This is a genomic window from Methylocystis echinoides (assembly GCF_040687965.1).
Lineage (GTDB): Bacteria > Pseudomonadota > Alphaproteobacteria > Rhizobiales > Beijerinckiaceae > Methylocystis > Methylocystis echinoides_A.
This window is the reverse complement of record NZ_CP156084.1, coordinates 3,639,519-3,664,439: the sequence shown is the minus strand read 5'-3', so window position 1 is coordinate 3,664,439 and position 24,921 is coordinate 3,639,519. Positions and strand designations below refer to the sequence as shown.

24 protein-coding genes and 1 tRNA gene are annotated in these 24,921 nt (G+C 63.0%); 15 read left to right on the top strand and 10 right to left on the bottom strand.

From position 1 onward, the window contains the following. Positions 1-96: 96 nt before the first annotated feature. The 3 genes from RVU70_RS18100 to RVU70_RS18090 all read right to left on the bottom strand — a co-directional run bounded on the left by RVU70_RS18100 (position 97) and on the right by RVU70_RS18090 (position 1,592). A tRNA-Pro gene (locus RVU70_RS18100) sits at positions 97-173 on the bottom strand. 75 nt (positions 174-248) lie between these two features. Next, positions 249-776, bottom strand: a complete 528-nt coding sequence (locus tag RVU70_RS18095; protein ID WP_363348831.1) for a dihydrofolate reductase — start codon at positions 774-776, stop codon at positions 249-251. 9 nt (positions 777-785) lie between these two features. Further along, a complete protein-coding gene (locus RVU70_RS18090; protein ID WP_363348829.1) occupies positions 786-1,592 on the bottom strand; it encodes a thymidylate synthase in 807 nt (268 codons plus the stop codon). A 190-nt stretch (positions 1,593-1,782) separates the two neighbouring features. Here RVU70_RS18090 and RVU70_RS18085 point away from each other — a divergent pair, with 190 nt between their 5' ends. The 3 genes from RVU70_RS18085 to RVU70_RS18075 all read left to right on the top strand — a co-directional run bounded on the left by RVU70_RS18085 (position 1,783) and on the right by RVU70_RS18075 (position 7,140). Next, complete coding sequence (locus tag RVU70_RS18085; RefSeq protein ID WP_363348827.1) at positions 1,783-2,778, top strand: Tim44-like domain-containing protein; 996 nt, start codon at positions 1,783-1,785, stop codon at positions 2,776-2,778. Positions 2,779-2,851: 73 nt separating this feature from the next. After that, positions 2,852-5,350, top strand: coding sequence for an ATP-dependent helicase HrpB (hrpB, locus tag RVU70_RS18080; protein ID WP_363348825.1), 2,499 nt, complete (start codon positions 2,852-2,854; stop codon positions 5,348-5,350). A 290-nt stretch (positions 5,351-5,640) separates the two neighbouring features. After that, positions 5,641-7,140 carry a phosphomannomutase/phosphoglucomutase gene (locus RVU70_RS18075; RefSeq protein ID WP_363348823.1) on the top strand — a complete coding sequence of 500 codons (1,500 nt, stop codon included), beginning with the start codon at positions 5,641-5,643 and terminating at the stop codon, positions 7,138-7,140. Between the two features lie 78 nt (positions 7,141-7,218). Here RVU70_RS18075 and RVU70_RS18070 read toward each other — a convergent pair whose 3' ends face one another. The 3 genes from RVU70_RS18070 to RVU70_RS18060 form a co-directional block, all read right to left on the bottom strand. Next, on the bottom strand, positions 7,219-7,929 hold the full coding sequence (locus RVU70_RS18070) for a TadE/TadG family type IV pilus assembly protein (protein ID WP_363348821.1): 711 nt from the start codon (positions 7,927-7,929) through the stop codon (positions 7,219-7,221). A gap of 51 nt (positions 7,930-7,980) precedes the next feature. Further along, positions 7,981-8,568, bottom strand: a complete 588-nt coding sequence (locus RVU70_RS18065; protein WP_363348819.1) for a TadE/TadG family type IV pilus assembly protein — start codon at positions 8,566-8,568, stop codon at positions 7,981-7,983. A gap of 124 nt (positions 8,569-8,692) precedes the next feature. Further along, a complete protein-coding gene (locus tag RVU70_RS18060) occupies positions 8,693-9,238 on the bottom strand; it encodes a pilus assembly protein N-terminal domain-containing protein (protein WP_363348817.1) in 546 nt (181 codons plus the stop codon). A gap of 24 nt (positions 9,239-9,262) precedes the next feature. On the opposite strand from RVU70_RS18060, the gene RVU70_RS18055 reads away from it, so the two are divergent. From RVU70_RS18055 to cobS, 11 genes are all read left to right on the top strand, one after another. Beyond that, a complete protein-coding gene (locus tag RVU70_RS18055) occupies positions 9,263-9,517 on the top strand; it encodes a hypothetical protein (protein WP_363348815.1) in 255 nt (84 codons plus the stop codon). Positions 9,518-9,531: 14 nt separating this feature from the next. Beyond that, positions 9,532-9,693, top strand: a complete 162-nt coding sequence (locus tag RVU70_RS18050) for a Flp family type IVb pilin (RefSeq protein WP_363348813.1) — start codon at positions 9,532-9,534, stop codon at positions 9,691-9,693. 174 nt (positions 9,694-9,867) lie between these two features. After that, positions 9,868-10,374: a prepilin peptidase gene (locus RVU70_RS18045; RefSeq protein ID WP_363348811.1), complete on the top strand. Its 507-nt coding sequence runs from the start codon at positions 9,868-9,870 to the stop codon at positions 10,372-10,374. 224 nt (positions 10,375-10,598) lie between these two features. Next, positions 10,599-11,402 carry a Flp pilus assembly protein CpaB gene (gene cpaB, locus RVU70_RS18040; protein ID WP_363348809.1) on the top strand — a complete coding sequence of 268 codons (804 nt, stop codon included), beginning with the start codon at positions 10,599-10,601 and terminating at the stop codon, positions 11,400-11,402. 13 nt (positions 11,403-11,415) lie between these two features. Beyond that, complete coding sequence (locus RVU70_RS18035; RefSeq protein ID WP_363348807.1) at positions 11,416-12,912, top strand: type II and III secretion system protein family protein; 1,497 nt, start codon at positions 11,416-11,418, stop codon at positions 12,910-12,912. Between the two features lie 60 nt (positions 12,913-12,972). Beyond that, complete coding sequence (locus RVU70_RS18030; protein WP_363348805.1) at positions 12,973-13,671, top strand: CpaD family pilus assembly protein; 699 nt, start codon at positions 12,973-12,975, stop codon at positions 13,669-13,671. A gap of 15 nt (positions 13,672-13,686) precedes the next feature. Beyond that, positions 13,687-14,931 (top strand): AAA family ATPase, encoded by a 1,245-nt coding sequence (locus RVU70_RS18025; RefSeq protein ID WP_363348803.1) that lies wholly within the window; start codon positions 13,687-13,689, stop codon positions 14,929-14,931. A 39-nt stretch (positions 14,932-14,970) separates the two neighbouring features. Continuing rightward, positions 14,971-16,407, top strand: coding sequence for a CpaF family protein (locus tag RVU70_RS18020; protein ID WP_363348801.1), 1,437 nt, complete (start codon positions 14,971-14,973; stop codon positions 16,405-16,407). A gap of 98 nt (positions 16,408-16,505) precedes the next feature. Then, the gene (locus RVU70_RS18015; protein WP_363348799.1) at positions 16,506-17,387 is read left to right on the top strand and encodes a type II secretion system F family protein; all 882 of its coding nucleotides are present in this window, start codon (positions 16,506-16,508) and stop codon (positions 17,385-17,387) included. 309 nt (positions 17,388-17,696) lie between these two features. Further along, on the top strand, positions 17,697-18,365 hold the full coding sequence (locus tag RVU70_RS18010) for a type II secretion system F family protein (protein WP_405044887.1): 669 nt from the start codon (positions 17,697-17,699) through the stop codon (positions 18,363-18,365). A 45-nt stretch (positions 18,366-18,410) separates the two neighbouring features. After that, the gene (cobS, locus tag RVU70_RS18005; RefSeq protein WP_363348795.1) at positions 18,411-19,184 is read left to right on the top strand and encodes an adenosylcobinamide-GDP ribazoletransferase; all 774 of its coding nucleotides are present in this window, start codon (positions 18,411-18,413) and stop codon (positions 19,182-19,184) included. 3 nt (positions 19,185-19,187) lie between these two features. On the opposite strand, the gene dusA is transcribed toward cobS, so the two are convergent. Continuing rightward, a complete protein-coding gene (gene dusA / locus RVU70_RS18000) occupies positions 19,188-20,204 on the bottom strand; it encodes a tRNA dihydrouridine(20/20a) synthase DusA (protein ID WP_363348793.1) in 1,017 nt (338 codons plus the stop codon). After that, complete coding sequence (locus tag RVU70_RS17995) at positions 20,197-21,387, bottom strand: glycosyltransferase family 2 protein (RefSeq protein WP_363348791.1); 1,191 nt, start codon at positions 21,385-21,387, stop codon at positions 20,197-20,199. Before RVU70_RS17995 ends, dusA begins: the two co-directional genes overlap by 8 nt. 219 nt (positions 21,388-21,606) lie before the next feature. Here RVU70_RS17995 and RVU70_RS17990 point away from each other — a divergent pair, with 219 nt between their 5' ends. Continuing rightward, positions 21,607-22,968, top strand: coding sequence for a glycosyltransferase family 1 protein (locus tag RVU70_RS17990; RefSeq protein ID WP_363348789.1), 1,362 nt, complete (start codon positions 21,607-21,609; stop codon positions 22,966-22,968). A gap of 9 nt (positions 22,969-22,977) precedes the next feature. Here RVU70_RS17990 and RVU70_RS17985 read toward each other — a convergent pair whose 3' ends face one another. Then, positions 22,978-24,564 (bottom strand): glucan biosynthesis protein D, encoded by a 1,587-nt coding sequence (locus RVU70_RS17985; RefSeq protein ID WP_363348787.1) that lies wholly within the window; start codon positions 24,562-24,564, stop codon positions 22,978-22,980. Positions 24,565-24,663: 99 nt separating this feature from the next. After that, a complete protein-coding gene (locus RVU70_RS17980; RefSeq protein ID WP_363348785.1) occupies positions 24,664-24,897 on the bottom strand; it encodes a hypothetical protein in 234 nt (77 codons plus the stop codon). Between the last annotated feature and the right edge of the window lie 24 nt (positions 24,898-24,921).

The following is a 24,921-nucleotide window of genomic DNA, read 5'->3' as shown; positions in this document are numbered from 1 at the left end:
AGTGAACAAACGCGAACGCGCAAGGACGGCTAAGCAACAAAAAAGCCCCGCAAACTGGGGCTTTTTGAATTTCAGCGAATGGTTGCGGATAAGCCATGGTCGGAGTGAGAGGATTCGAACCTCCGACCCCCTCGTCCCGAACGAGGTGCGCTACCAGGCTGCGCTACACTCCGATCCGGCGGCCGCGCGGGCCGCTTTCGAGGGCCTTATAGCCATTGCGCGCCGTTCTCGCAACTGGTCTCCGCCTGTTATTTTATCTTCCCGCCGCCTCGCCGGAGGAGGGTTACGAAAGCGAAGTCGGCCTCGTCCCTTTCGCTGCGCGGGGGGCTTTCCCGTGCGATTTCCTCCCAATCCGTGGGGTGGAGCAGGGGAAAATGCGCGTCGCCCGGAATGTCGAGGTCAACCTCGGTGAGTTCGATCATCGCAATTTGGTCGAGCAGGGCGCGGTAGATTTCCTCTCCTCCCGCCACGATGATTTCGTCCGACCCCATACGGATTGCGATTCGGCGCGCCAGTTCGAGCGATTCTTCAATGGTGCTGGCGACATGAGCGCCGGGGGCGTCGAAATCGGGGCGGCGGGTGACGACGACGCTCTCCCGGCCGGGGAGTGGCCGGCCGATCGAGTCCCAGGTCCGGCGGCCCATGATCATCGGCCGGCCCCAGGTCCGCGCCTTGTAGCGCTTCAAATCGGTGGAAAGCCGCCAGGGGAGGCCATTGCCGACGCCGATCACCCCATTTTGCGCGCGAGCCACCACGGCGACGAGTTTCGGGTTCATGAGGCTCCTTCAGACGGCGATGGGGGCGGGAATGGCCGGGCAGGGGTCATAGCCCTCGATCGTAATGTCGTCGTAGCGGAAGTCGAAGATCGAGCCGACGGCGGGGTTGAGCGCCAGCCGGGGCAGGGGTCTCGGCGCGCGGGTGAGTTGCAGCCGCGCCTGCTCCAGATGGTTGAGGTAGAGATGGGCGTCGCCGAAACTGTGAACGAAATCGCCTGCGACGCAGCCCGTCACCTGCGCCACCATATGGGTCAGAAGGGCATAGCTCGCAATATTGAAGGGGACGCCCAGGAAAACGTCGGCGGAGCGCTGATAGAGCTGGCAGGAAAGCCGCTTATGCCCGTCGATCTCGGCGACATGGAACTGGAACAGGCAGTGGCAGGGCGCGAGCGCCATTTTGTCGATTTCCGCCGGGTTCCAGGCGGTGACGATGAGCCGGCGCGAGAAGGGATTGCGCCGGATCTCCTCGACGAGCCAGGCGATCTGGTCGATCGTCTCTCCGGTCGGAGTGGGCCAGGCGCGCCATTGGCTCCCATAGACCGGGCCGAGATCGCCTTTTTCGTCGGCCCATTCGTCCCAGATGGTGACGCCGTTGGCCTTCAGATACTCGATATTGGTGTCGCCCTTCAGAAACCACAGGAGCTCGTGGATCACCGACTTGAGATGCAACCGCTTGGTGGTGACGAGCGGAAAGCCCTTCGACAGGTCGAAGCGCATCTGATGGCCGAAGATCGAGAGCGTGCCCGTCCCCGTTCGGTCCTCTTTGCGCACGCCGTCGCGCAGGATCGTGTCGAGCAGGTCGAGATAGGGGCGCATGGGCTCTTGGCTATGCTCATCGATGAGCCCGTTACCTAACACTGGGCGAGCGCCCGTGAAAGCGGCGCGGCCCCTCGCCCGGCCCCGCAAAGCGGCGTCGGATGAGGAGCCGCCCTTTGCAGCTTTCCGCCGCCGTTCCTATATTCTCCCCCGATGGGGAGCCTCGCTCTCTACAAAAGGGGATGCACAAATGTTGCGGTTTCTTGCGCAAAAGCGCGGATCGCTGATTTCATTGCTTTTTGCGGCGCTGCTGGCGCTGGCGCCGGCCATCGCCGAGGCGCGTATGGGCGGGGGCGGCAGTTTCGGCAGCCGCGGCTCGCGAAGCTGGTCTGCGCCGCCGTCGACCCGCACCGCGCCGGGAATGGCCTCGCCCTTCGAGCGCAGCGACACGCCGCGCTCAGGCTATGGCATGGGCCAGCCGGGCTTGAACAACCCGGCCTTTGGCGGTTCGTCCTTCGGCCGCGGTCTGCTCGGCGGCCTCGCCGGCGGTCTGCTCGGCGCGGGCCTTCTCGGCATGCTGACGGGCAACGGCTTTTTCGGCGGCATCGGCGGCTTCATGTCCTTCATCGGCGTCCTGATGCAGATCGCCCTGATCGTCTTCCTGGCGCGCATGGCCTTCGCCTGGTGGCAGCGGCGCAACGCGCCGGCGGGAGCCAGCCCGCAAGGCTCGACCTTCTCCTTCACCGGCGGCGCGCCCTTCGGCGGCCGCGCGGGCGGGGCGGGGCCGTTCGGCTTCGGCGGCGGAGCGGGCCAGCAGCGCCCGTCGACGACGCCGATCAAGGTCGCGCCGGAGGACTTCAACGCCTTTGAGCGCCTGCTCGGCGCGTCGCAGGCGGCCTATAGCCGCGAGGATATGGGCGCGCTGCGCGCCATTGCGACGCCGGAAATGGTCCGCCATTTCGACGAGGAGCTCGAGGCCAACCGCCGCAAGGGGCTGATCAACCGCGTCACCGACGTGAAGCTGCTGCAGGGCGACCTCTCGGAAGCTTGGCGCGAGGGCGCGGACGAATATGCGACCGTCGCCATGCGCTTCGCGCTCAACGACGTGCTGGAGGACCGTTCGACGGGCAAGCCCGCGCCCGGCTCTCAGGGCCCCTCCGAGGCGACCGAGGTCTGGACCTTCCGTCGCCCCGCGGGCGCTGGTCCGCAGGGCTGGAAGCTGTCGGCGATCCAGCAGGCGGCGTAACGCCGCAAAGGCTGCTAATGAAAGGCGTCCCCTCTGCGGAGGGGGCGCCTTTTGCTGTTTAACGAGCCGCAGTTTGACACGCCCGCAAGACGCTCTGCCGATCGACGCCGTATTGCCCGACATACAGGCGGCGCTCGCTCAATCTCCCAATCTGGTGATCGTTGCGCCGCCGGGCGCCGGCAAGACGACCCGGGCGCCGCTCGCTTTGCTCGACGCCCCCTGGGCGCAGGGCCGCAAACTCATTCTGCTCGAGCCTCGCCGTCTCGCCGCCCGCGCGGCAGCGAGCCGCATGGCGGCGACGCTCGGCGAGGGGCTCGGCGAGACCGTCGGCCTGCGCATGCGGCTGGAATCGCGGGTCTCCGCCAAGACGAGGATCGAAGTCGTCACCGAAGGCGTCTTCGCCCGCATGATCCTCGACGACCCGGCGCTCGAGGGCGTCGCGGCCGTTCTCTTCGACGAATACCACGAGCGCTCGCTCGACGCCGACCTCGGGCTCGCGCTGGCCCTCGACGCCCAGTCGGGCCTGCGCGACGATCTGCGCCTCGTCGCCATGTCGGCGACGCTCGACGGCGCGCGGGTGGCGGCGCTGATGGGAGACGCGCGGACGATCGTCAGCGAGGGCCGCGCCTTCGAGGTGGAGACGCGCTATCTCGGCCGCGACGCCCATGAACGCGTCGAGGACGCCGTGACGCGCGCCATCCTTCGGGCGCTGCGCGAGGAAAAGGGCTCGGTTCTGGCCTTTCTGCCGGGGCAGGGGGAAATCCTGCGCGTCGCCGCGCGCCTCGCCGAGGCGCGGCTCGAGGGCGTCGACATCGCGCCGCTTTACGGCGCCCTCGATCGCGCCGAACAGGACCGCGCCATTTCTCCCGCGCCGCCGGGGCGCCTCAAGGTGGTGCTCGCGACGTCGATCGCCGAGACGTCGCTGACCATTGAAGGCGTGCGCATCGTGATCGATTCAGGCCTGTCGCGCGTCCAGCTCTACGAGCCGGACCTCGGCCTCTCACGGCTGGAGACGGTCCGCGCCGCCCGCGCCAGCGTCGATCAGCGGCGCGGCCGCGCCGGGCGCAGCGAGCCCGGCGTGTGCTATCGCCTGTGGGACGAGCCCCAAACCGCGGCGCTCCCCGCCTTCGCCGCGCCCGAAATCCTCGCCGCCGATCTCTCGGGTCTGGCGCTTGATCTCGCGGCCTGGGGGGTGAGCGATCCGGGCCAGCTCGCATGGCTCGACCCACCGCCGGCGCCGGCGTGGAAAGAGGCCGTCGCGCTCGACCGCGACCTCGGCGCGCTCGACGCGGAGGGGCGGCTCACCGACGAAGGCAAGGCGTTGCGCGCCCTGCCGCTGCCGCCGCGCCTCGCCCGCATGATCCTGGACGCGGCGCGGCATGGCGAGGCCGAGCGGGCGGCGGAACTGGCGATTCTGCTCTCGGAGCGGGGCCTCGGGGGCGCAGACGCCGATCTATCGCACCGCCTAGAGCGGATGCAGAGAGATGGGTCCAAACGGGCGCGGGAGGCAAGACGACTTGCGGCGAACTGGGCGCGTCTGGCCAAAGCGGCTCTGCCCCCGCCGCAAACTCCAGCGGTCGGCGCGGGAGGGCCGGGGCGGGGGCTCTCCGAAGGCGCGCTCATCGCCCTCGCTTTTCCCGACCGCATCGCCAAATCGCGCGGCAATAAAGGCGACTTCCTCATGGCCAATGGCCGCGCCGCGAGCCTTCCGGTCGAGGACCCGCTGTCGCGCGCGCCTTTTCTCGCCATTGCGGAACTCACCGGCCGCGCCGCGCAGGCGCGCATCCTCGCCGCCTGTGCGCTCGATGCGGAGGAGGTGGAGAAGATCGGCGCGGGGACAATTGAGTTTCGAGACGAGACGGTCTTCGAAGCCGCGAGCGCCAGCCTCCGGCGCCGCCGCTTCCGCCGGCTCGGCGCCATTCGCTTGAGCGAACAGAACCTTCCCGTGGAGCCGAACGAGGATGGCGCCCGGGCGCTGGCGCGCGGGATTGCGCAGCTCGCAATCTCGCGCCTGCCGTGGACGAAGGGCCAGGCGCAGCTGCGCGACCGCGTAGCGTTTCTGCGCCGGGCGGAGGGCGCGGAATGGCCGGACCTTTCCGATCTGGCGCTGGCGTCATGCGCCGAGGACTGGCTTGCGCCCTTTATCATGGGCCGCGGGGGGCTCGCCGACATTACGCCGGGCGACCTCGACGCGGCGCTGGCCGCGTTGCTGCCATACGAGATGATGCGTCGCCTGGACGCCGAAGCGCCCGCGCATTTCGAAACGCCCGCGGGCGCGCGCCACGCGCTCGATTACGCCGCGCCCAACGGCCCGCTGCTCTCTGTGCGCGTGCAGGAGCTCTACGGCCTCGCGCAGCATCCCACGCTCGCGCGCGGCCGCGCGCCGCTCACCCTCGAACTGCTCTCGCCGGCGCATCGGCCGATTCAGACGACCCGCGATCTGCCGAGCTTCTGGGCCGGCTCCTGGCGCGACGTGAAGAAGGAAATGAAAGGACGCTATCCGCGCCACCTCTGGCCGGACGATCCCGCCCAAGCGGCTCCGACCACGCGCGCAAAACAGCGCCCGGCTTGAGCAATGGACGAGCGAGCGATTAAGTTCCAGCTCTCCCGCCGACATTCGATTCGACTCGAAGCGACAGGATTCGACAATCCCATTAAGCAGCGGGAAATCATTTGCGAACAAGATCGCCATGTCTCTGGAGACAGGGGGGAGGCGCGAGGGCAGCGTGGCCTCCCCCCAATGTCCGGAGCGCGGAACATCGAAGCAACTCCTCGGTTGCGGAGTTGAGGCGGGGAACGTTTTGCCGTGTCGCGCGCGACGGTGTAAACGACGGGCGCCATTTCGAGCGCCAAGGACATCCCATGCTGCCCAAGCCTGTTTCCGCCCTCACGCCCAATACATTTGAATATGAGCAGAAGCCGCTAGTGAAGCCGACGGGCTTCCGTGAGTATGACGCCCGCTGGCTCTTTGGTCCCGAACTCAATTTGATGGGCGTGCAGGCGCTCGGCATGGGGCTCGGCACGCTGATTCACGAAATGGGCGTGGCGCCCGACATCGTCACCGGCCATGATTACCGCTCCTATTCCGCCTCTATCAAGCTCACGCTGATCGCGGGGTTGATGGCCTCGGGCGTGCGCGTGCGGGACATTGGACTCGCGCTTTCGCCCATGGCTTATTTCGCTCAGTTCGAACTCGACGCGCCGGCGGTCGCCATGGTCACGGCTTCGCATAACGACAATGGCTGGACAGGCGTGAAGATGGGCGCGCAGCGTCCCGTGACCTTCGGGCCCGAAGAGATGAGCCGCTTGAAGGAGATCGTTCTCTCCGGCAAATTCCGGGAGGCGGGCGGCGGCGCCTATCGCTACATCGAGAATTTCGGCGCGCGCTATCTCGACGACCTCACGCGCAGGCCCGCCTTCTCGCGCAAGATGAAGGTTGTCGCCGCCTGCGGCAATGGCACGGCTGGCGCCTTCGCGCCGAACATGCTCGAGCGGCTGGGCTGCGAAGTCATCCCACTCGACGTCGAGCCCGATTACACGTTTCCCCGCTACAACCCCAACCCCGAAGACCTGCATATGCTGCACGCAATTGCAGATAAAGTGCGCGAGACCGGCGCCGACGTGGGGCTGGGCTTCGACGGCGACGGCGATCGCTGCGGCGTCGTCGATAATCACGGCGAAGAGATTTTCGCCGACAAGATCGGCGTGATGCTCGCGCGCGATCTCTCGAAGGTCTATCCGGGCGCAAAATTTGTCGTCGACGTAAAATCGACCGGGCTTTTCGCAACGGACCCGGAGCTCGTTTCGCGGCATGTGCATACGGAGTATTGGAAGACCGGCCACAGTTACATCAAGCGCCGGGTCAATGATTTGGGCGCGCTCGCGGGCTTCGAGAAGTCCGGCCATTTCTTCTTCAACGCGCCGATCGGCCGCGGCTATGACGACGGTCTGCTGACCGCCGTGCATATTCTCGAAATGCTCGACCGCAACCCCGGAAAGACAATGGCGGACCTTTATGGGGAGCTGCCGAAAACCTGGGGCTCGCCGACCATGTCGCCACATTGCGACGACGAAAAGAAGTATGACGTGGTGAAGAAAGTCACCGCCCGCATCGACGGGATGAAGGCGCGCGGCGATGCGCTGATCGGTCAGGCGATCCGCGACGTCGTGACGGTGAATGGCGTGCGCGTCACCGTCGCCGACGGCACGTGGGGCCTGGTGCGCGCCTCTTCCAACAAGCCCGAACTCGTGGTCGTGGTCGAGAGCCCTGCTTCCGAAGAGCGCATGCGCGAGATGTTCGTCGCGATCGACGCTATTCTGCGCGAGAACCCAGAGGTGGGCGCGTATAATCAGACGATCTGAAGGCGACAACCGTTACGCGGGGCGCGGAGGCGCCCAGCATCGGCGCGCGGACCCGGGGACGCGAAGACATCTATGCCTTCACGTGCCGGGATCGCTGCATTTCTCGCCTGACGCCGCGTTTGTGACTTTGTACTGGATGTCTGGATCGGAATAAGTGTTTCGGACCGGCGCATAGCTGGATACCCGCCAGGTCCAGCTCGGCGCATTTTTCCAGGAGAACGCCGCAAAACTATATCCCGGCGAGTAGCTGTAAGAGACGTCTGCGATGACGATCCATATGTCCAAATTGCTATCGGAGGCTCCTCTGATATCGGGAATATACATGCTCGGAGACGCCTCCGAAGGCGCCAACCATTTTATCCCGCCCCCGCCTACGACAGCACAGTATTTTGTTTGATCCGCGGCCGGGCTATTCAAGCGCATGACCCAATTCGTGATGCCTGACGGCGTGGACGATTGCCGTCGAATTCTCACTTCAGAAACACCAATTCTCAGCTTGTCCGGCGGCAGGGGCGCCAACAGGGTCTTCGCGGCGGCGTATATCTGAAGGATGTCATCGTCGTTGAGGCCAGCCTGTCCGGGATAGTCTCCCCCATCCGTCTTCTGCGCCACGAGGTCCGCCATCGCATGGGCGATGAGCTCCACCTTCTTTTTCGCATTGAGCAAGCGGGAGATTTCCACGAGCCCCAAGATGACGGACAGCATCACCGGCAAGATCAAGGCGAATTCGAAGGCGATGCCGCCCCGATTGTCGCGGACGAAGGCTGAATTGACGCCGGCTTTTTTCATCGCTTTGCCTCTTCCACCCCGTCTGTTCAGCGCCAATCTGGGACGCATTCATCAAAACTGCGCCTCGACACGGAAAACGGCTACTGCGCTAAGGAGCGGCACGAATTTCCCTTCAGCAAGGTAGGTCGGAGCCAGGCTTCCAAAAATACTCAAGCGGCTGGCTGGGTAATAGACGCGAACAAAGCCAATTTGGCCCGGCTGCATGGCCCAGGCGACGGAATACGAAAGAGTTGCTGGGTTGGGAACGGCAATGGGGTTCGAATAACTGTAGATACGATCTACCAAGGCGTAGACGGTGTCGCAATCGAACATCCGGCTCAGCGTGCCTGGATCGACGGTCCCCTTGGACTTCCAGGTGCAGACATAATTCTTGATGAAGTCGCCATGGCTCATTGCGCCAGTGGCCGTGCTGGTCATAATCATCCGAGCAGCTGTGTCTGCGGCGTTCTGCAACTGCGCCAGCCGGAGATATTGTTCACCGATTCCAAAAATGCCCAGAAGGAGGCCGAGGAAAGGCACTGAGACAATTGCGAACTCGATGACGCCATAGCCCCGATCGTCCGAGATGAACGCGGCGACGCGCTCCTTTCGCCACTGAACGATCTGGAACACAGCAGGTCGGTATTTATCGCCAATCATGTCACCAGTCCCGAGTCGCTTGCCGGCGTCATCCGAAAGAATCGCGCACGCGTGTTTCTGTTTCGCTATTGTCTCTACTGGCAAGAGGCCGCGGCATTGATGGCGCGCTGCTGCGGCGATGAACTTATTTGCGCCCCGACGTCGCCGCCTCGTAAGCTTTCGCAGCCCCAATGACGTTACTCATATATTGCATATCATCGGCAAGATCGACGGCAGGGGCGCAATGTGGCTGGCAGGACAGAGACTCGCGATGGAGGCCACGCTGCACGACGACCTTGTTTTCGGCTGGCGTCACAGTGACGACGGACTCTCCAACCTGCGCCCCGTCTTTATCGAGCACGATTAAATTCGTCGATCCAAAACTCTTGCCGGTAATCACCATCAGCTGATTGGCCTTCAGCATCGTGACGTCGGCAATGAGCGGGTTGCCGATGATGAGCGTTTGCGCGCCCTCGGGGAGCTTGACGATCCGCGCGCGCTCGATGTCAATTTTTATGGTTCGCTCCTCAGCGGCGGCCCCATGAATCACACACGCCGTCGACGCGACGACGACAGCCGCGCGCAAGTGAGGAAAACACAGTGTCATGTAAGCCACCTTAGCCTCAATTTCGGCCGCGTGTTCTTGAGAAACTGAACGCGGCGCGAGCGCGCCTGCATTCAGCGAAGTCATCAGGAATGAAACAATGAAACGTGAATGATTCCTGAAACGAAATCGCCATCAATCACTGCATTTGCCAAGATTGCAAAAGAGGAAAAGACCTTAGTTACATTTCAATTGTCGCCTGTCGCATTTGTTGTACAGCGCAATCCAGGATTGAATCATCCTTCTCGAAGCAAAAATCCTCCATGGCCGGCGTTTATCAACCAGTTCGAAAGGGTTCACGGCCCAGCTTATGCCTGTTCGCCGAAAACCGAAGTAACGGAGCCGGTCCGGCGATTGTCAACTTAGTTCGGAGCAGAATCATGAAGACTTTTCTTGCGCGTTTCCTGAAGGACGAGTCTGGGGCCACCGCGATCGAATATGGTCTGATCGCCTCGTTGATCGGCGTCGCCGTGATCGCAGTGACCAGAAATCTCGGCACGAAGCTGTCTGCGACCTTCAACAACGTTCAGGGCAATCTTTAATCGCCCCGCGGATCGCGGGAACGCATGGCGGCCCCGGAAACGGGGCCGCTTGTCTTTAGACTTCTCGCTCTTGCAGCGTTCAATGCATCAACTCGAGTCGTCGGCTCGCAAGCGTCTTTATGACAAAGGCCGCGTCGGCGCCATCCCCGAGCTTTACGCAAGGATCGCACGAATATGCAAAACCTCGCGCTTGTCGTTTTCCCCGGCTTGATGGCTTTCGCCATTTTCTCCGATCTTCTGACATTGACGATCCCTAATCTCGTTTCGCTCATTCTTGCAGTCAGCTATCTGGCGTTTTCCGCCTGGCTGGGAACGCCCTGGGCCTTGGTCGCGATGCATGTCGCCTGCGGTCTCGTCGTTCTGGCGATCACATTCATTCTGTTTGAAATGCGGTACATCGGCGGCGGAGACGCCAAGCTCGCATCCGCAACCGCGCTCTGGCTGGGGATCGAAAATCTGCTCGAGTATCTCTTGGTATTTTCGATCATCGGCGGCGCTGTCGCGCTATCGATCATGACGATCCGCTGGTACGATCATGCCGACCGCGCATCATCGTACCGCTTGCTTGCGCGTGTCGCTGATAAGGCGTCGAACCACATGCCTTATGGAGTGGCGCTCGGGACCGCTGGCGTTCTCCTCTACCCCTACAGCACAATTTGGCGCGGTCTGGCCGGCCTCTGAGTCGAATCGACTCAAACTCTCGTTTCAATTGCAGATGAAGTCGAAGTTCCCGCAATTCGATAGGCGGCGCGACGGCTGCGGCCGAGTATCGCGAGCAAGATCTCCTTTGCTGGCGAGAGGTTGCGATATCCCTCCGTCAAGCAACGTCTGGTTAACTGTAATTTGACACATCGCTGGTGAAATGCCTGCAACGCTCGAGCTTGCCAGGTTTGAAAGCATTCGCGATGAACAGGTCACAAATTGTCGTTCTCGGTATCTCGCTCGTCGCCGGAGGCGCGGCGTTCATGATGATGAGCGGCGACAATCCGCAGGCGCCTGTGCCTGCGTTCCAGCCCCCGGCGCCGACGGTCGAGCAGGTGCTGGTTGCGACGCGCGATCTGACGTACGGCGCCGAGATTGTTGAAGCGGATATCTCCTGGGCGGAATGGCCGAAGGCTTCGGTCCCGGCGGGCGCAATCACGAAAAGCGGCAGTCCCAACGCCATCCAGGATGTGACGTCGTCATACGTTCGCGTTCCCATGATGACGGGCGACCCGGTTCGCAGGGAACGATTGGTCAAAGGCGCTGCGACTGGACTCATGTCGACAATGCTCGGTCCAGGCATGCGAGCGGTCGCGATCGACGTTTCGCTGAACAGCACCGCGGGCGGTTTCATACTTCCCAATGATCACGTCGACGTGCTGCGTATCTATCGCGACGCGGACGCCTCACGGGAGGAGGGTCGCGAGGTCTACGCCTCTGAGTTGCTCTTGGCGAATGTGCGGGTGTTGGCGATCGGCCAAACCGTCGAAAAGAAGGGGTCCGAGTCGACCGCCACGGGGTCCACCGCGACGTTGGAACTCGATCCGAACCAAGCTGAATTCATCTTGGTCGCACAGCGCGGCGGGCTGCTGACGTTGATGCTGCGACCGATCGTCGACGCTCAGAAAAAAGCGGGGGAAGACGATCCGCAGCGGCAGGAAGACACGAAGGACGAAGGTCTAACCTTGGTCAGGCGCGGCTTGCCCTCGAAGCTCCGCGCAAGGTGAACGATCCAATCCGATGACCTTTCTTACTACAGGGCCGACGATGAAGTTCATAAGGCAGATCCTGCGCGGCGTCGCCGTCTCGACAATGACCCTCGGCGCCATCGGCGTCGCCGCGTCGCAAGTCATCGAGCGGACGCCCGTCGAGTCAGGAAGCGGCCCGATGCTGTCACGCCGGATTTCCATGGGCGCCGGCAAGTCGTTGATCATTGACCTTCCCAGGGACGTCTCGGAATTGGTCGTGGGCAATCCAAAGATCGCCGACGCGGTCGTTCGGACCGCGCGCAAGATTTACGTGATCGGCGGCGAATCTGGCCAGACGACGATTATCGGGCTGGATTCGAGCGGCCGGCAGGTCGCTAATCTGGAGATCAGCATCGGCCGTGACGTGGGCGAATTAATGCCCCTTCTGAAGGCGGCTCTACCACGCTCCGATATCACCGCTCGAACGGTGAACGACGTTATAATTCTGACGGGTTCGGTCGCTTCGGCGGGAGAAGCACAGCGCGCGGTCGACATCGCAAAGGGTTTCTCTTCGCGGGCGATGAGCGCCGTCGCGGGTGTGGCGGGGGCGCCCGTTGGCGATGCAGGTGGAAACGTCATTAATGCGCTCGTGATCCGTGGACAGGAACAGGTAACGCTTAAGGTAACAGTCGCGGAAATTGACCGCAGAGTCATCAAGCAGCTCGGAATTTCCGCGCAGGCGCAAGGGGACACTCTGCTCAATGGCGGGTGGGGCAAATTCGTGTCGGAGAACCCGTTCGGGGTCAATCCGACGATGTCCGCGTCTGCGCTCACGATCAATGGCCAGAACAATACGAAGGCGACGCTGAAGGCGTTCGAACGCTACGGCGTTACGCGCATTCTCGCCGAACCGACGCTAACGGCGGTTTCCGGCGAGCAGGCCAAAATGGTGGTCGGCGGCGAAATCGCCGTGCCGGGATCGGGGGCGTGTACGTTTTCGTCGAGTGGAGCGACGCCTGTCTGTACGCCAGGCATCACCTTCAAGCCCTACGGCGTCTCCTTGAATTTCGTCCCAACGGTCCTTTCCGAGGGGCGTATCTCGATGCGTTTGGCGACGGAGGTCACTGAAGTGGATCTTCAGGCAAGCTTTTCCTACAACAACATCACAGTCCCGGGTTTCAAGTCGCGAAAGAACGAGACGACAGTCGAACTGCCCTCCGGCGCGTCGATTGCGACGGCCGGCCTGCTTCGGCAAACCAGCGCCCAGGCGATCAACGGACTTCCGGGCCTGCTCAATCTGCCGATCCTCGGCGCGCTATTTCGCTCCCGCGACTATCAGCGAAACGAAAGCGAGTTGCTCGTGGTCGTCACGCCCTACATCGCTCGACCGCTTTCGCAACAGGAAATCACTCGCCCAGACGATGGATTCGTCGACGCCTCGGATCCCCAGGGTTGGCTGCTGGGCCGGGTCAACCGCATTTATTCGACGCGGAACAATCCGCAGATGATGCAAAAATTCAAGGGCCGCGTCGGCTTTATTCACGACTGACGCGCCTGACGGGGAACCATGCTCATGTGCTCAAGGTCAGCGAAAATCACGCCACGTCGATTGCGAGCGCGCAGCCTGCTCGCGCTGACGACATTCGTCGTGTTCGGAGGCTGCGCGGCGCCTCACGCGTTGCCGCCGCCCGTCACGCCTTATGATTACCGTGACCGTCATCCGATCGTGCTCACGGAGGCGCCGCAGGTTCTCGATCTCTTCCCATACGTGGAGGGCGGTCGTCTGGATTCGGAAAGCCTGGGGCGTCTTCGGGATTTCATCTCCCGCTACAAGGAATTCGGCCACGGCCGGATCAGCGTGATGGTCCCTACGGGGAGTTCCTCGGCGAATGTTGCAGCGGGTAGCGTCGACGTTGTGAAGCGCGCGCTTGCTTCGGCGGGGCTCGGAGGGGTTGTCGTGACAGGCGCATACCCGGTCGTCGACCCGAAGCTGGCCGCGCCTATTCGCCTCTCCTTCCAGTCCTTGAAGGCGAAGGTCTCAAATCGCTGCGGCGAGTGGCCGGAGGATCTGGCGTCCGGAACCAGCACCGCCGGCTGGCAGAATGAAACCTATTGGAACTTCGGTTGCGCAACCCAGGCGACGCTTTCGGCTCAGGTTGCAGACCCGCGCGACCTCGCGAATCCTCGTGGTGAAACGCCTTCCGACGTCGAGATGCGAATGCGGGCGATCAAGAACTTGCGTCAAGGAAGCGATCCGAGCACGAGCTGGCGCGTCAATGGCGCGAGCATCAGCGGCGTCGGCGGCTAAGGGCGGGGTGCAGCAGTGTCGATAGCGGTTAACGACCACGCAAACCATATTGCGCCCATTCCCCGGATTTCGGTTCAGGGCTTTCTGGATTCGGCCGATGTGGCGCAGATGATCGAGAACGCTGCGAAAGATCGGCGTATGGCGAAAGCCCATGTAAAGGTCCATATCGGAGGCATCCCCGCCGCCATTGAGGCCTATCGCACATCACCGACGCCGAATCTCATTGTTCTCGAGTCTTCGTCAGACCGCGGCGTCCTTTTCGAGCAGCTTGAGCAGCTTGCCGAATGCTGCGACGCTGGAACAAAAGTAATGGTCATCGGCCACGAGAATGACATTGGCCTCTATCGCGACCTGATCGCTCGGGGCGTGAGCGACTATGTCGTCGCGCCGCTCAATATCATCGGCTTCATCAGGCAGGTTTCGGCGCTTTATAATAATGCAAGCGGGGAAATGCTCGGCCGCGTTATTGCGGTCGCCGGCGCGAAAGGAGGCGTCGGCGCTTCGACCGTCTCGCATAACCTCGCCTGGTCGATTTCCCGGCAACTGCTTCTTCAGACGGTTCTCGTCGATCTGGATCTTGCGTTCGGCACGGTGGGACTCGATTTCAATCAGGATCCGCCGCAAGGCATCGTCGACGCTGTGTATTCGCCGGACCGCATCGACGCAAATTTCATCGACCGTCTCTCCTCGAAATGCAGCGATACGCTGAGCATCCTTTCGGCGCCCGCGACGGTGGACCGCTCCTACGATCTTTCCGAGCATGCGTTCGACACGACTCTCGACGTCTTGCGCGCGACGGTGCCTTGTTCGGTTCTCGATGTGCCGCACCAATGGAACGGTTGGACGAGGCGCCTTCTCGTTTCCGCGGACGAGGTTGTGATCGTCGCCTCGCCGGACCTTACAAATCTTCGCAACGCCAAAACGCTGTTCGACGCCCTGCGGGCTTCTCGCCTCAACGACCATTCGCCAAGGCTGATCCTCAATATGGTCGGGGTGCCGCGTCGGCCGGAAATCTCGCTTGGTGAGTTTTCGAAGGCGGTCGCGGTCGAGCCGCTCGGGGTGATTCCCTTCGAACCCAGATTGTTCGGAGCGGCCGCGAATAATGGACAGATGCTCGCCGAAGTCGACGCGAATTCCAAGATTATCGAGACAATTGACGACATCGCTCAATTGTTGATGGGCCGATCGGTCGGGCGCCGCGCCAAGAGAACCTTGCTTGCGCCGCTTATGGAGCGTCTCGGCCGCATGAAGGCGGGTTGAAGCCGCGGTATCGGCGGTTATTGTAGGGAATAGGGCCCAATGTTTGGAAAGCGTACGATCGTTGGCGAAGAAGCAGGGCGCGCTCAGCCGCCCGCTTCGTCGGTCCTAGCGACAAAGGGGCCATCGAACCTGCAAACGGCCCCAAGCAAGGAGCCGGAGGCGGTCGCGGCTCCAATGGAGTCGAAGAAATCCGAAGAATATTATACGACCAAGAGCGTAATTTTCGGCGCCCTCATCGAGGCCATCGACCTCTCTCAGCTTTCCAAGCTCGACACGGAGAACGCCCGTGACGAGATACGCGACATCGTCAATGAAATCATTGCGATCAAGAATGTTGTCATGTCCATTGCCGAGCAGGAGGAGCTGCTCGAAGACATTTGCAACGATGTGCTGGGATATGGTCCCCTCGAACCACTGCTGGCGCGTGACGACATCGCCGACATCATGGTGAACGGCGCCTTCAAGACCTACATCGAGGTCGGGGGAAAAATCCAGCTGACGAATATACGTTTTCGCGACAACGCGCAGTTGATGAATATTTGCCAGAGAATCGTCTCGCAGGTCGGTCGTCGCGTCGATGACGCGTCCCCCATCTGCGATGCGCGCCTGCTCGATGGTTCACGCGTCAATGTCATCGCGCCTCCGCTCGCAATTGACGGCCCCGCGCTGACGATCCGCAAGTTCAAGAAAGACAAGCTTACGCTGGATCAGCTCATTCGCTTCGGCGCCATCTCGCCGGAGGGCGGCGAAGTGTTGAAGATCATCGGGCGCGTGCGGTGCAATGTGTTGATCTCCGGGGGGACGGGGTCGGGCAAGACGACGCTGCTGAATTGCCTGACAAACTACATCGATGGAGACGAGCGCGTCATCACCTGCGAAGACGCGGCAGAGCTTCAGCTTCAGCAGCCGCATGTCGTGCGGCTGGAGACTCGCCCGCCCAATCTTGAAGGGCAGGGCGCCGTATCGATGCGGGAACTCGTCAAGAACTGTCTGCGCATGCGTCCCGAGCGCATCATCGTCGGCGAGGTGCGCGGCCCGGAGGCCTTCGATCTTCTCCAGGCCATGAACACTGGCCATGACGGATCCATGGGAACGCTGCACGCCAATTCGCCGCGCGAAGCGCTCGGTCGCCTCGAGGCCATGATCACAATGGGCGGCTTTTCGTTGCCGTCGAAAACCATACGCGACATGATCGTGTCGTCCGTCGATATCGTGATCCAGGCCACGCGCCTGCGCGACGGTTCCCGTCGGGTGACGCACATCACCGAGATTCTGGGCGCCGAAGGCGACGTCGTAACGATGCAGGATCTCTTCGTTTATGAGATTCTCGGCGAGAACGCCAATGGCAAGCTCATCGGTCGACATCGATCGACGGGGATCAGCAGGCCGAAATTTATCGAACGCGCGCGCTATTATGGCGAGGAACAGCGGCTGGTTGCAGCCCTCGACGCGGCGCGCCAGCCCGAAGACGTGTAGGACGCCATGTTGGACCGAAAGCTCGTAATCGCCGTCCTTTTCTTGGTCGCGGTTGCGCCGCGCTGTACGGCCTTCTCTATCCCTACATCTCTGGCGGATTGAAAGCGCAGAAGCGGCAAGCAGCGCTGATCAGCGGCGGGCCCGCGCGGAAAGTGGAAGCTCGGATTGATCCGGCGAAGCGCCGCAAGGCCATCAGCGAAAGCTTGAAGGAGATCGAGGATAAGAAGCGGAACAAGTCAGTTACCCTCGAGCAGAAGATCGAGCAGGCGGGGTTGGGTTGGTCCGTGCAGGTCTTTTATCTAGGATCGGCGGTTGCTGGCCTCTTCTTCTGTTTGGTTGTCTACGTGGGCGGCGGCAACGAGATTTTTACTCTCGTATCGCTTCTTGCAGGCGGATTAGCGCTTCCCCGCTGGCTCCTTTCGTTCCTGGCCAAGCGGAGAACCGGGAAATTCATTGAGCTGTTCCCGGACGCGCTCGACGTGATCATTCGCGGAGTCAAAGCCGGATTGCCGGTCGCCGATTGTCTGCGTGTGATTGCGACGGAAGCCCAGGAGCCGGTGCGCAGTGAATTCAGGCGAATTGTCGATGCGCAGACGATCGGCATGACGGTGAGCGAGGCCGTGGAGCGCTTGGCTGAGAGCGTCCCAGTATCAGAGACGGCCTTTTTCGCGGTCGTCATCAATATCCAGCAGAAGGCTGGCGGCAATCTTTCGGAAGCGCTTGGAAACCTGGCGCGGGTTCTGCGCGAGCGGAAAAAGATGAAAGGGAAGGTGAAAGCAATGTCTGCCGAAGCCAAGTCCTCCGCAGGCATCATTGGATCGCTGCCGTTTCTCGTCGGCGCCGCCGTAACTTTTACCAATCCCAGTTACATGGCTTTGCTCTACACGACGACGCTGGGCCAGATATGCCTCGCCGGCGGTTTGGTGTGGATGGGGATCGGCGTGGCGATTATGCATAAAATGATCAATTTCGACTTCTGACGGGCGAGCGCGGAGGGCGCCATGCGCTATGAACTATTCGACCCGTCGTTCCTGAAAAGCGTGCTGGCGGCGGTCGCGGTAAGCGCAATGTTTGCAATGGTAGGATTGTTTTTCGCGTCCAATGACGACTACGCCAAGCGTAGGAAGAGCGTCCTGAGCGAGCGCGAGAAGTTTCGCCAGGGCGGGCGGATGCAGAACGGGTCGCAGAAGGCGCTGCGTCAGGAGGCCAACGCCTATATGAAGGATGTGGTGGAGCGCTTTTCGCTTTCAACGTGGCTGAACACGGAGGACGCCAGAGACAGATTGGCCATGGCCGGCTATCGTGGGCCGCAAGCCGAAATCGCCTTTCTGTTTTTTCGAGCCGTTTCGCCAATCGCCTTTTTGATCGCTGCGATCCTGTACTTCTATGTTTTAGGCGATCCTGACACGGAGTTCATGACTGAGGCGGGGGCCTGCGTGGCGGCGTTATATGCCGGGATCAAGGCTCCCGAGCTCTTTTTGAGCAATGTGACTGCCAAGCGGCAACAATCGATGCGGAGAGCGTTTCCCGACGCCCTCGACCTGATGCTGATCTGCGTGGAAGCCGGCATGTCGATTGAAGCCGCCTTTCGAAAAGTCGGGCAGGAAGTTGGCTCTCAGTCCATTGAGCTCGCGCAGGAGTTTGCGCTGGCCACGGCGGAGTTGAGTTATTTGCCGGACCGGCGGACGGCTTACAATAATTTTGCGGCGCGAACCGGCCTTGCCGCGGCCAAGCAGGTCGTGACCGTGCTGATCCAGGCGGAAAAGTATGGAACGCCGCTCGGGCAGGCGCTCCGCGTAACCGCTCAGGAAAGCCGCGACGCCCGCTTGATGGAAGCCGAAAAGGCGGCGGCCGCTCTGCCGCCAAAACTGACAGTGCCGATGATCATCTTCTTTCTTCCTGTTCTGATGCTCGTGGTGCTGGCCCCCGCCGCCATTCAGATCGTTCACATGAATTGAGGCGCTGGCGCTCGACAATTTTACCGCCTTCGGCCATGAAAGGGCATGACCCCCACGATTGGCGATGACATACGCGCGTGCCTGCGATTTTATTCCCGTCTGCCTGTGAGCGCGGGAAAGGAAGGGCATGTCATGCCCGATTTCTCGCGCGTGAGCTGGGCCACGCCCTTGGCCGGCGCAGCGATCGGCGGGGTTGGCTCAGTCGTCGTCGTTTCTGCGGCGCTCTTGCATCTGCCGGCGACGGTTGCGGGGGTCGGCGCCGTCGGCGCTCTGGCTCTGGCGACGGGCGCGCTGCACGAAGACGGTCTGGCGGATGTCGCCGACGGCTTCGGCGGCGGCGCAACGCGGGATCAAAAGCTTGCGATCATGCGCGACAGCCGGCTGGGCTCATTTGGCGGCTTGGCCCTTTGCCTGGCGACCTTCGCCCGCGTCGCCGCGATTGGCGCGCTGTTCGAGCGGGGCGCCGTTCTCGCGGCGGTCTCGATCATTGCGGCGTCGGCGCTGTCGCGCGCCGTCGGTCTCATTCCGCTCGTGACGATGCGTCCGGCCCGCGGAGACGGCGCCGGGGCTTCCGCGGCGACGCCGTCCCCCGCGGCGACGCGCGTCGCCCTTTATCTGGGGTCCGCGATCGCTGTGACGCCGGCGCTCGCCGGCGCGTCGCTCGCGCAGACCGTCGTGGCGATCATGGGCGCCTTCGGCGCCGCCGTCGTCGTGTCGAAACTCGCGCAGCGGCAGATTGGCGGTTATACGGGCGACGTTCTCGGCGCTGCGCAGCAGGTCGCGGAGATCGCCGTGCTAACGGCGCTGTCGGCCCGGTGAGCGTCACGCCGCATGAACGTCGCGAAGCCGGGCCATGGCGCGCGTCACTTCGCTGACCGCCCCAATGAGAACCTCCACGCCCGCGCCAGGCCGGACCGCGTCGAGGGCCAGCCGCCGACGGAAGCTGCGGGCGCCTGGCAGGCCCGCGAAGAGGCCAAGCATGTGGCGCGTGATATTGGAGAGCTTCTCGCCCTTGCCGAGTTCGCGCTCGACGTAGGGCAGAAAGGCGTCGACGGCGGCGAAGCCGTCCTTGACCGGCGCCGGCGCGCCAAAGAGCGCCTGGTCGATCTCGAGCAGGAGAGCGGGATCGTGATACGCGGCGCGTCCGACCATAACGCCATCCATCACTCGAAGCTGCTCCTGCATTTGTGCAATCGTCGCAATGCCGCCGTTGATGGCGATCGGCGTCGCCGGGAAGGCGGCCTTGAGGCGATGCACGAGCGGATAATCGAGGGGCGGAACGTCGCGGTTTTCCTTAGGTGACAGACCCTGCAGCCACGCCTTGCGCGCATGAACGACGAGGGCGTCGGCGCCGGCGGCCACGCAACGCGCCGCCATTTCAAATAGTGCTTGCTCGGGGTCCTGATCGTCGACGCCGATGCGGCACTTGACGGTGACCGGCAGAGCGACCGCGTCTTTCATCGCCTTCACGCAATCGGCGACGAGGGTGGGACGCTGCATGAGGCAGGCGCCGAAGGCGCCGTTCTGGACCCGGTCCGAGGGACAGCCAACGTTGAGATTAACCTCGCAATAGCCGAAGGCTTCCACGACTTTCGCGGCGCGCGCGAGTTCGCCCGGATCCGAGCCGCCGAGTTGAAAGGCGACCGGCTGCTCGAAGGCGTCGAAGCTCATGAGCCTGTCGCGCTGGCCATGAATCACGGCCCCGGTCGTCAGCATTTCCGTATAGAGACGCGCACGCCGGGTAAGGGTGCGATGGAAGAAGCGACAATGACGATCCGTCCACTCCATCATAGGGGCGACGGCGAAACGGATGTCGGCGGCTGTTAGAAGGCTAGCCATTTTTCGTCTCCGCCAGCGCCAGCGACTCATCGCGCAGCGTCAGCTCGGGCGGATAATACGGATCGTCGATGAGGGCGCGGCCCCAGCGTCGCACGAAGAGGCTGCGATCGAGAACCTCCCGCTCCCGCAGCGGGCGCGCCTGCCGCGTCGAGCCCTCCTTGTGCATGAGGGCCGGCTCTGCGGCGTAAACGACGGAATAACCCGCCGCGCCGGCGCGCAGGCAATAATCGACATCGTTGAACTCGACGACAAAGGCCTCGTCGAAGCCTCCCAACTCGTCGAAGACGTCGCGGCGGGTGAAAAGGCAAGCGCCTGTGACGGCCGAGACCCGCCGCGTCGTGGTCAACATGGCGTAGGGGCCCGGGTCGTCAGGGTCGCGCCCGCATCCGGCGTGGGCGACGAGCCCGCGGATGCCCAGCACAATGCCGGCGTGCTGGACGGTTCCGTCTTCATACAGCAATTTCGCGCCAACGACGCCGACGCGCGGGTCGATTGCGAGCCGAACGAGCGGCCCCAGCCAGTCGGGGTTGTCGGTTTCGACGTCATTGTTGAGCACGGCCAGCACGTCGCCACGCGCCGCACGCGCGCCTTCATTGACGAGGCGGGCAAAATTGAAGGGTTCGTCACGGCGCAGGATGGTGACGTTCGGCCGCGCGCGAAGCCGATCGAAAAGCGCCAACGTCTCGGTCTCGACGGAGCCATTGTCGACGATGATGAGCTCCTTGTTCGGCCAGCGCGCATTCTCGAACAGCGTCTCTACGGCGCGGGCCAGCAGGGCCGCGCGATCGCGTGTCGGAATGACGATGCTGACGAGCGGCGTTTCCGACGACGTCGCCGTTCCCTCGGCCACGAACGGAGCGATGCGCGTGGGATCGGGCCTGGGCGGGGCGGGCTTTGTGCGGAAGTTGCCCAGGAAATGGGAAAGCTTGCGCCGAAACTGATAATAACTGTCGCAAGGCCGCACGCGCACCGAAATCCGCGCGTCGGCCTCGCCAGCGTCGACCTGCACGGACAGGCGCGGATCCATCATCACTTCGTTGAAATGAGTGACGCGGTCTTGCAGGCGATAGGGGAAGGCCAGGACGCACTCGCCCTCGGAATTGAAGAACCGAAAAAACGCCGTCATCGGCCGCTTCGGCGCGTGGCGGATCATCTCGATCTGGCAGGGTCTTTCGTTCGCCATTCAGCTGCGTCTTGAGGGTCCGGGTGGAGAGTTGACCGCTCTGCTGGCGGCTTGCCTAAGGCTGCGTTCATGCCTGCGCCCGGGCAAGATAATCCGTTCAGGCGCCGAGCGGCAAGCCACGTTCAGCAGGCGGGGGAGGGCGCCTTTTTGCTTCCCTTTGTAGCCGGCGTCGACTACTCATGCCGCCGCAACCTTGTGCGCTAGGAAAGATGTCGTACCTTGGCCGAAGAGCGCCGATCCAATGATGCGGAAAGGATTCGCGCCTACCTCGACGCTGTGGCGCGGCGAGAGGCGGCCGCGGTCGAGGCCAAAGGTCTCGAAAAGTTTGTCCGGCTGAAGATCCAGGAGCTTTACTGGACCGTCTCCCGCCTGCTCGGTACCCTTCACGCCAAGCTGTTCCCCAACGCCGATGCGCCCGGCGGCCCGCCAAACTGGGCGCGCGCCGAAGCCGACGTTTTTCCCGAGACGTTGACGACGCGACCGCGGATGCTCTTCGACATGACGAGCGCCCTGCGCTCCGGCAAGAACACCGGCATTCAGCGCGTCGTCCGCGAGATCGCGCGCCACGGCTTCGAGTTGGGGCTTTGCATTCCCGTCGCGATCCACGAGGGCGCGCTCCATGCCTATTACAGCCATCCGCGGGCGCCGGAAAAAGTCGCGATCGAAGACGGCGACGTCTTCGTCATGCTCGATGCGAGCTGGAACCACCTCGACGAATATCCGCCGATCGTCGAGCAGATAAAGGCGAAGGGCGGCGCGGCGATCGTCTGCCTGCATGATATTCTGCCGATCCTCTATCCTGCGGCTTTCAGCCCGCCTGTCGCGCAGCGTTTCGAGGCGTGGATGCAGCAGATCGTGCTGCAAAGCGACGGCGTCATCGCGAATTCGCGCGCCACAGCCGAAAGCCTGCGCGACTATCTCGTTACGAGCGGCCAGGGGCGAAAAGGATATCCCATCGGCTGGTGGCGTCTCGGCGATGACTTCTCCAGCTCGCAGACCGGCGAGGCCTCGCGGCTCGCACAACGGCTCGCGCACGGCCGGCCTTATTTCCTCAGCGTCGGCACCATCGAGCCGCGCAAAGGCCATCCCGTCGCGCTCGACGCCATGGAAACACTCTGGGCGCGCGGGCTCGACGCCGCTCTCGTCATCGTCGGCGCGAGAGGCTGGGGGATGCGGCATTTCGAGCGGCGCATGGTCCGGCATCCGGAATTTGGCAAGCGGCTGTTCTGGCTCGCCGACGCCAGCGACGCCGATCTCGCCTTGCTCTACCGCCATGCGCGCGCCACGGTCCTTGCTTCGGCGGCGGAAGGGTTCGGTCTCCCGATCGTCGAAGCGGCGCGCTACGCTACGCCTGTGATCGCCAGCGATATACCTGTTTTTCGTGAGACAGCCGGCGATAGCGCGACCTATTTCCGGCTTCTGGACAGCGACGCCCTCGCCCAAGCCCTCGACCAAGCCCTCGACCAGGCGCTCATCGAGAGGCCGCGACCGTCGACGCTCGCGCCGATGAGCTGGCGCGACTCGGCCGCGCGGCTGCTGACCATGGCGCGCGACGGCTCCTATCAGACGAAGCTCGATTAAAGCGTCGGCTCAGAACGGGTGATACTGGTAAAGCCAGTTCTCGGTCAGAATCGTGTCGCCGTTCTTGAGATAAACACGCATCTCGACCGGCTCTTTCCCCTCGACCGTGAGATCGAACTGGGCGCGCCAATGGCCCGGCACGCCGTCGAAGACCGCCTCCGTGAAAATATAGGAGAAGCTCCCGCGGGAGGCCCAGAGGACGGGCTCGGGCTTCACGCCGAAGGGGAGCTTGGCGAGCGGCTCGCCGAGGAACTCGACCATGAATTTGCGCACGCCCTTGGGACGCGGCCTGCCGGGCTGGCCGCCATTGCCGAGGCGCGTCGCCACGCAGCGCGCGAGCGGCGTCGGGTAGGGCTCGTCGGCGAGCCAGTGCAGGCGATAGGAGAAGTTGAAATTCGCGCCGGGAAGCGCCGGCTTTTCCGGGACCCACATGGCGACAATGTTGTCATGAATTTCGTCGTCGGTCGGGATTTCGATGAGATGGATCGATCCCGAGCCCCAATCGCCCTTGGGTTCGATCCACACGCTCGGGCGCCGGTCGTAAAACACGCCGTCGAGATAATGGTCGAAATTGCGGTCCCGCTGCATCAGGCCGAAGCCCTTCGGATTCGTGTCGCTGAACGCCGAAGCCATGACGCGGGGGGGATTGTTCAGCGGCCGCCAAAGCCGCTCGCCCGAGCCTGTCCACATGCTGAGCCCGTCTGAATCATGGACCTCGGGGCGCCAGTCGATGCCGGTCGGCTTCACCGTCTCTGAGAACCAATACATGGAGGTCAGCGGCGCGATGCCGAAACGGGTGAATTTGCCGCGCAGATAAAGCGAGCAGTCGATATCCATCACGACGCCCTTGCCGCGCGCCATCAAGAACTTGTAGGCGCCGACGATGGACGGGCCCTCGAGCAGCGCGTGCAGCACGACGCCGTCCTGAGTCTCGGGGCCGATATAGATGTGCGTGAAATCGGGGAATTCCTCGGGCGCGCCGGCCTGCCAGGTGTCGAGCGCCACGCCGCGCGCAGAAAGCCCGTATTGACGGAGCTCGCCAATCGCCCGGAAATAGGAGGCCCCGAGGAAGGCGACCCAGTCGTTTTTCTTCCAGTCGAGCGCGCCGTCCTTCGCCTCCTGGATGCGGAAGCCGGCAAAGCCGGCCCCCGGCGGCAACTGCCGGGCGACGGAATCCTCCGGCATGTTGAAATAGCTGGTGTCGTACAGCACCTCGCGCGCCTCGCCGTTCTCGACGACATGCACGCGCACGGCCTTTCGGAAGAACATGCCGAGATGGAAGAACTCGACCGGAAAGCGCTCCTTCGTATCGGCGAAAAGCGCGTGGTCGGTGTTGTAGGTGATGTGGCCCCACTTCTCGTAGTCGATCTGCGAGGTGATCTCGGGCGAGGGGATGTTCGGATTGCGATAGGGCTCCTTCACGAGCCGCTGCGCTTCCTGCTTCAGCGCCTCGAAGGAGAAGGGCGCGGCCTCGCCCAGCTTGACGTTAGTGATCCGCGACGCGGCCGCTCCCGCTGGCGGCGCGCCGACGGCGCCGAGCGCGCCGGTCGCCGCAGCAGTCTTGAGGAAGGAACGGCGGTCCTGCTTATCCATCATCCCTGAATCACCCTTGAAAGCGACTGCTATGGCCACGCAATGAGGCGTCCTCTGGGCGAGGGCCTGAAAGATCAGCAATCAGGATTGGGCTTTCAGCCGTCAACCGCGGATGGGCTCATTGCGAATGGCGGTCTTCATGAAGAAGTAGAGACCGACGAAACCCAGCAGCGAGAAGGCGACTTCGATCGCTCGGCTGATTGTCGGGTCGAGCTGAAACAGGCCGCCGAGCGCCCAACCGGCCGCCCAGGACGCGCCGACAAGCTCCGTGCCCACCAGGATCGCGACCGCGACCAACGTGGAGAGGTGGGTGACGTTAATCGGCTTCTGACTCATGGCGCTTGCTCGCGCTTTCCTCTT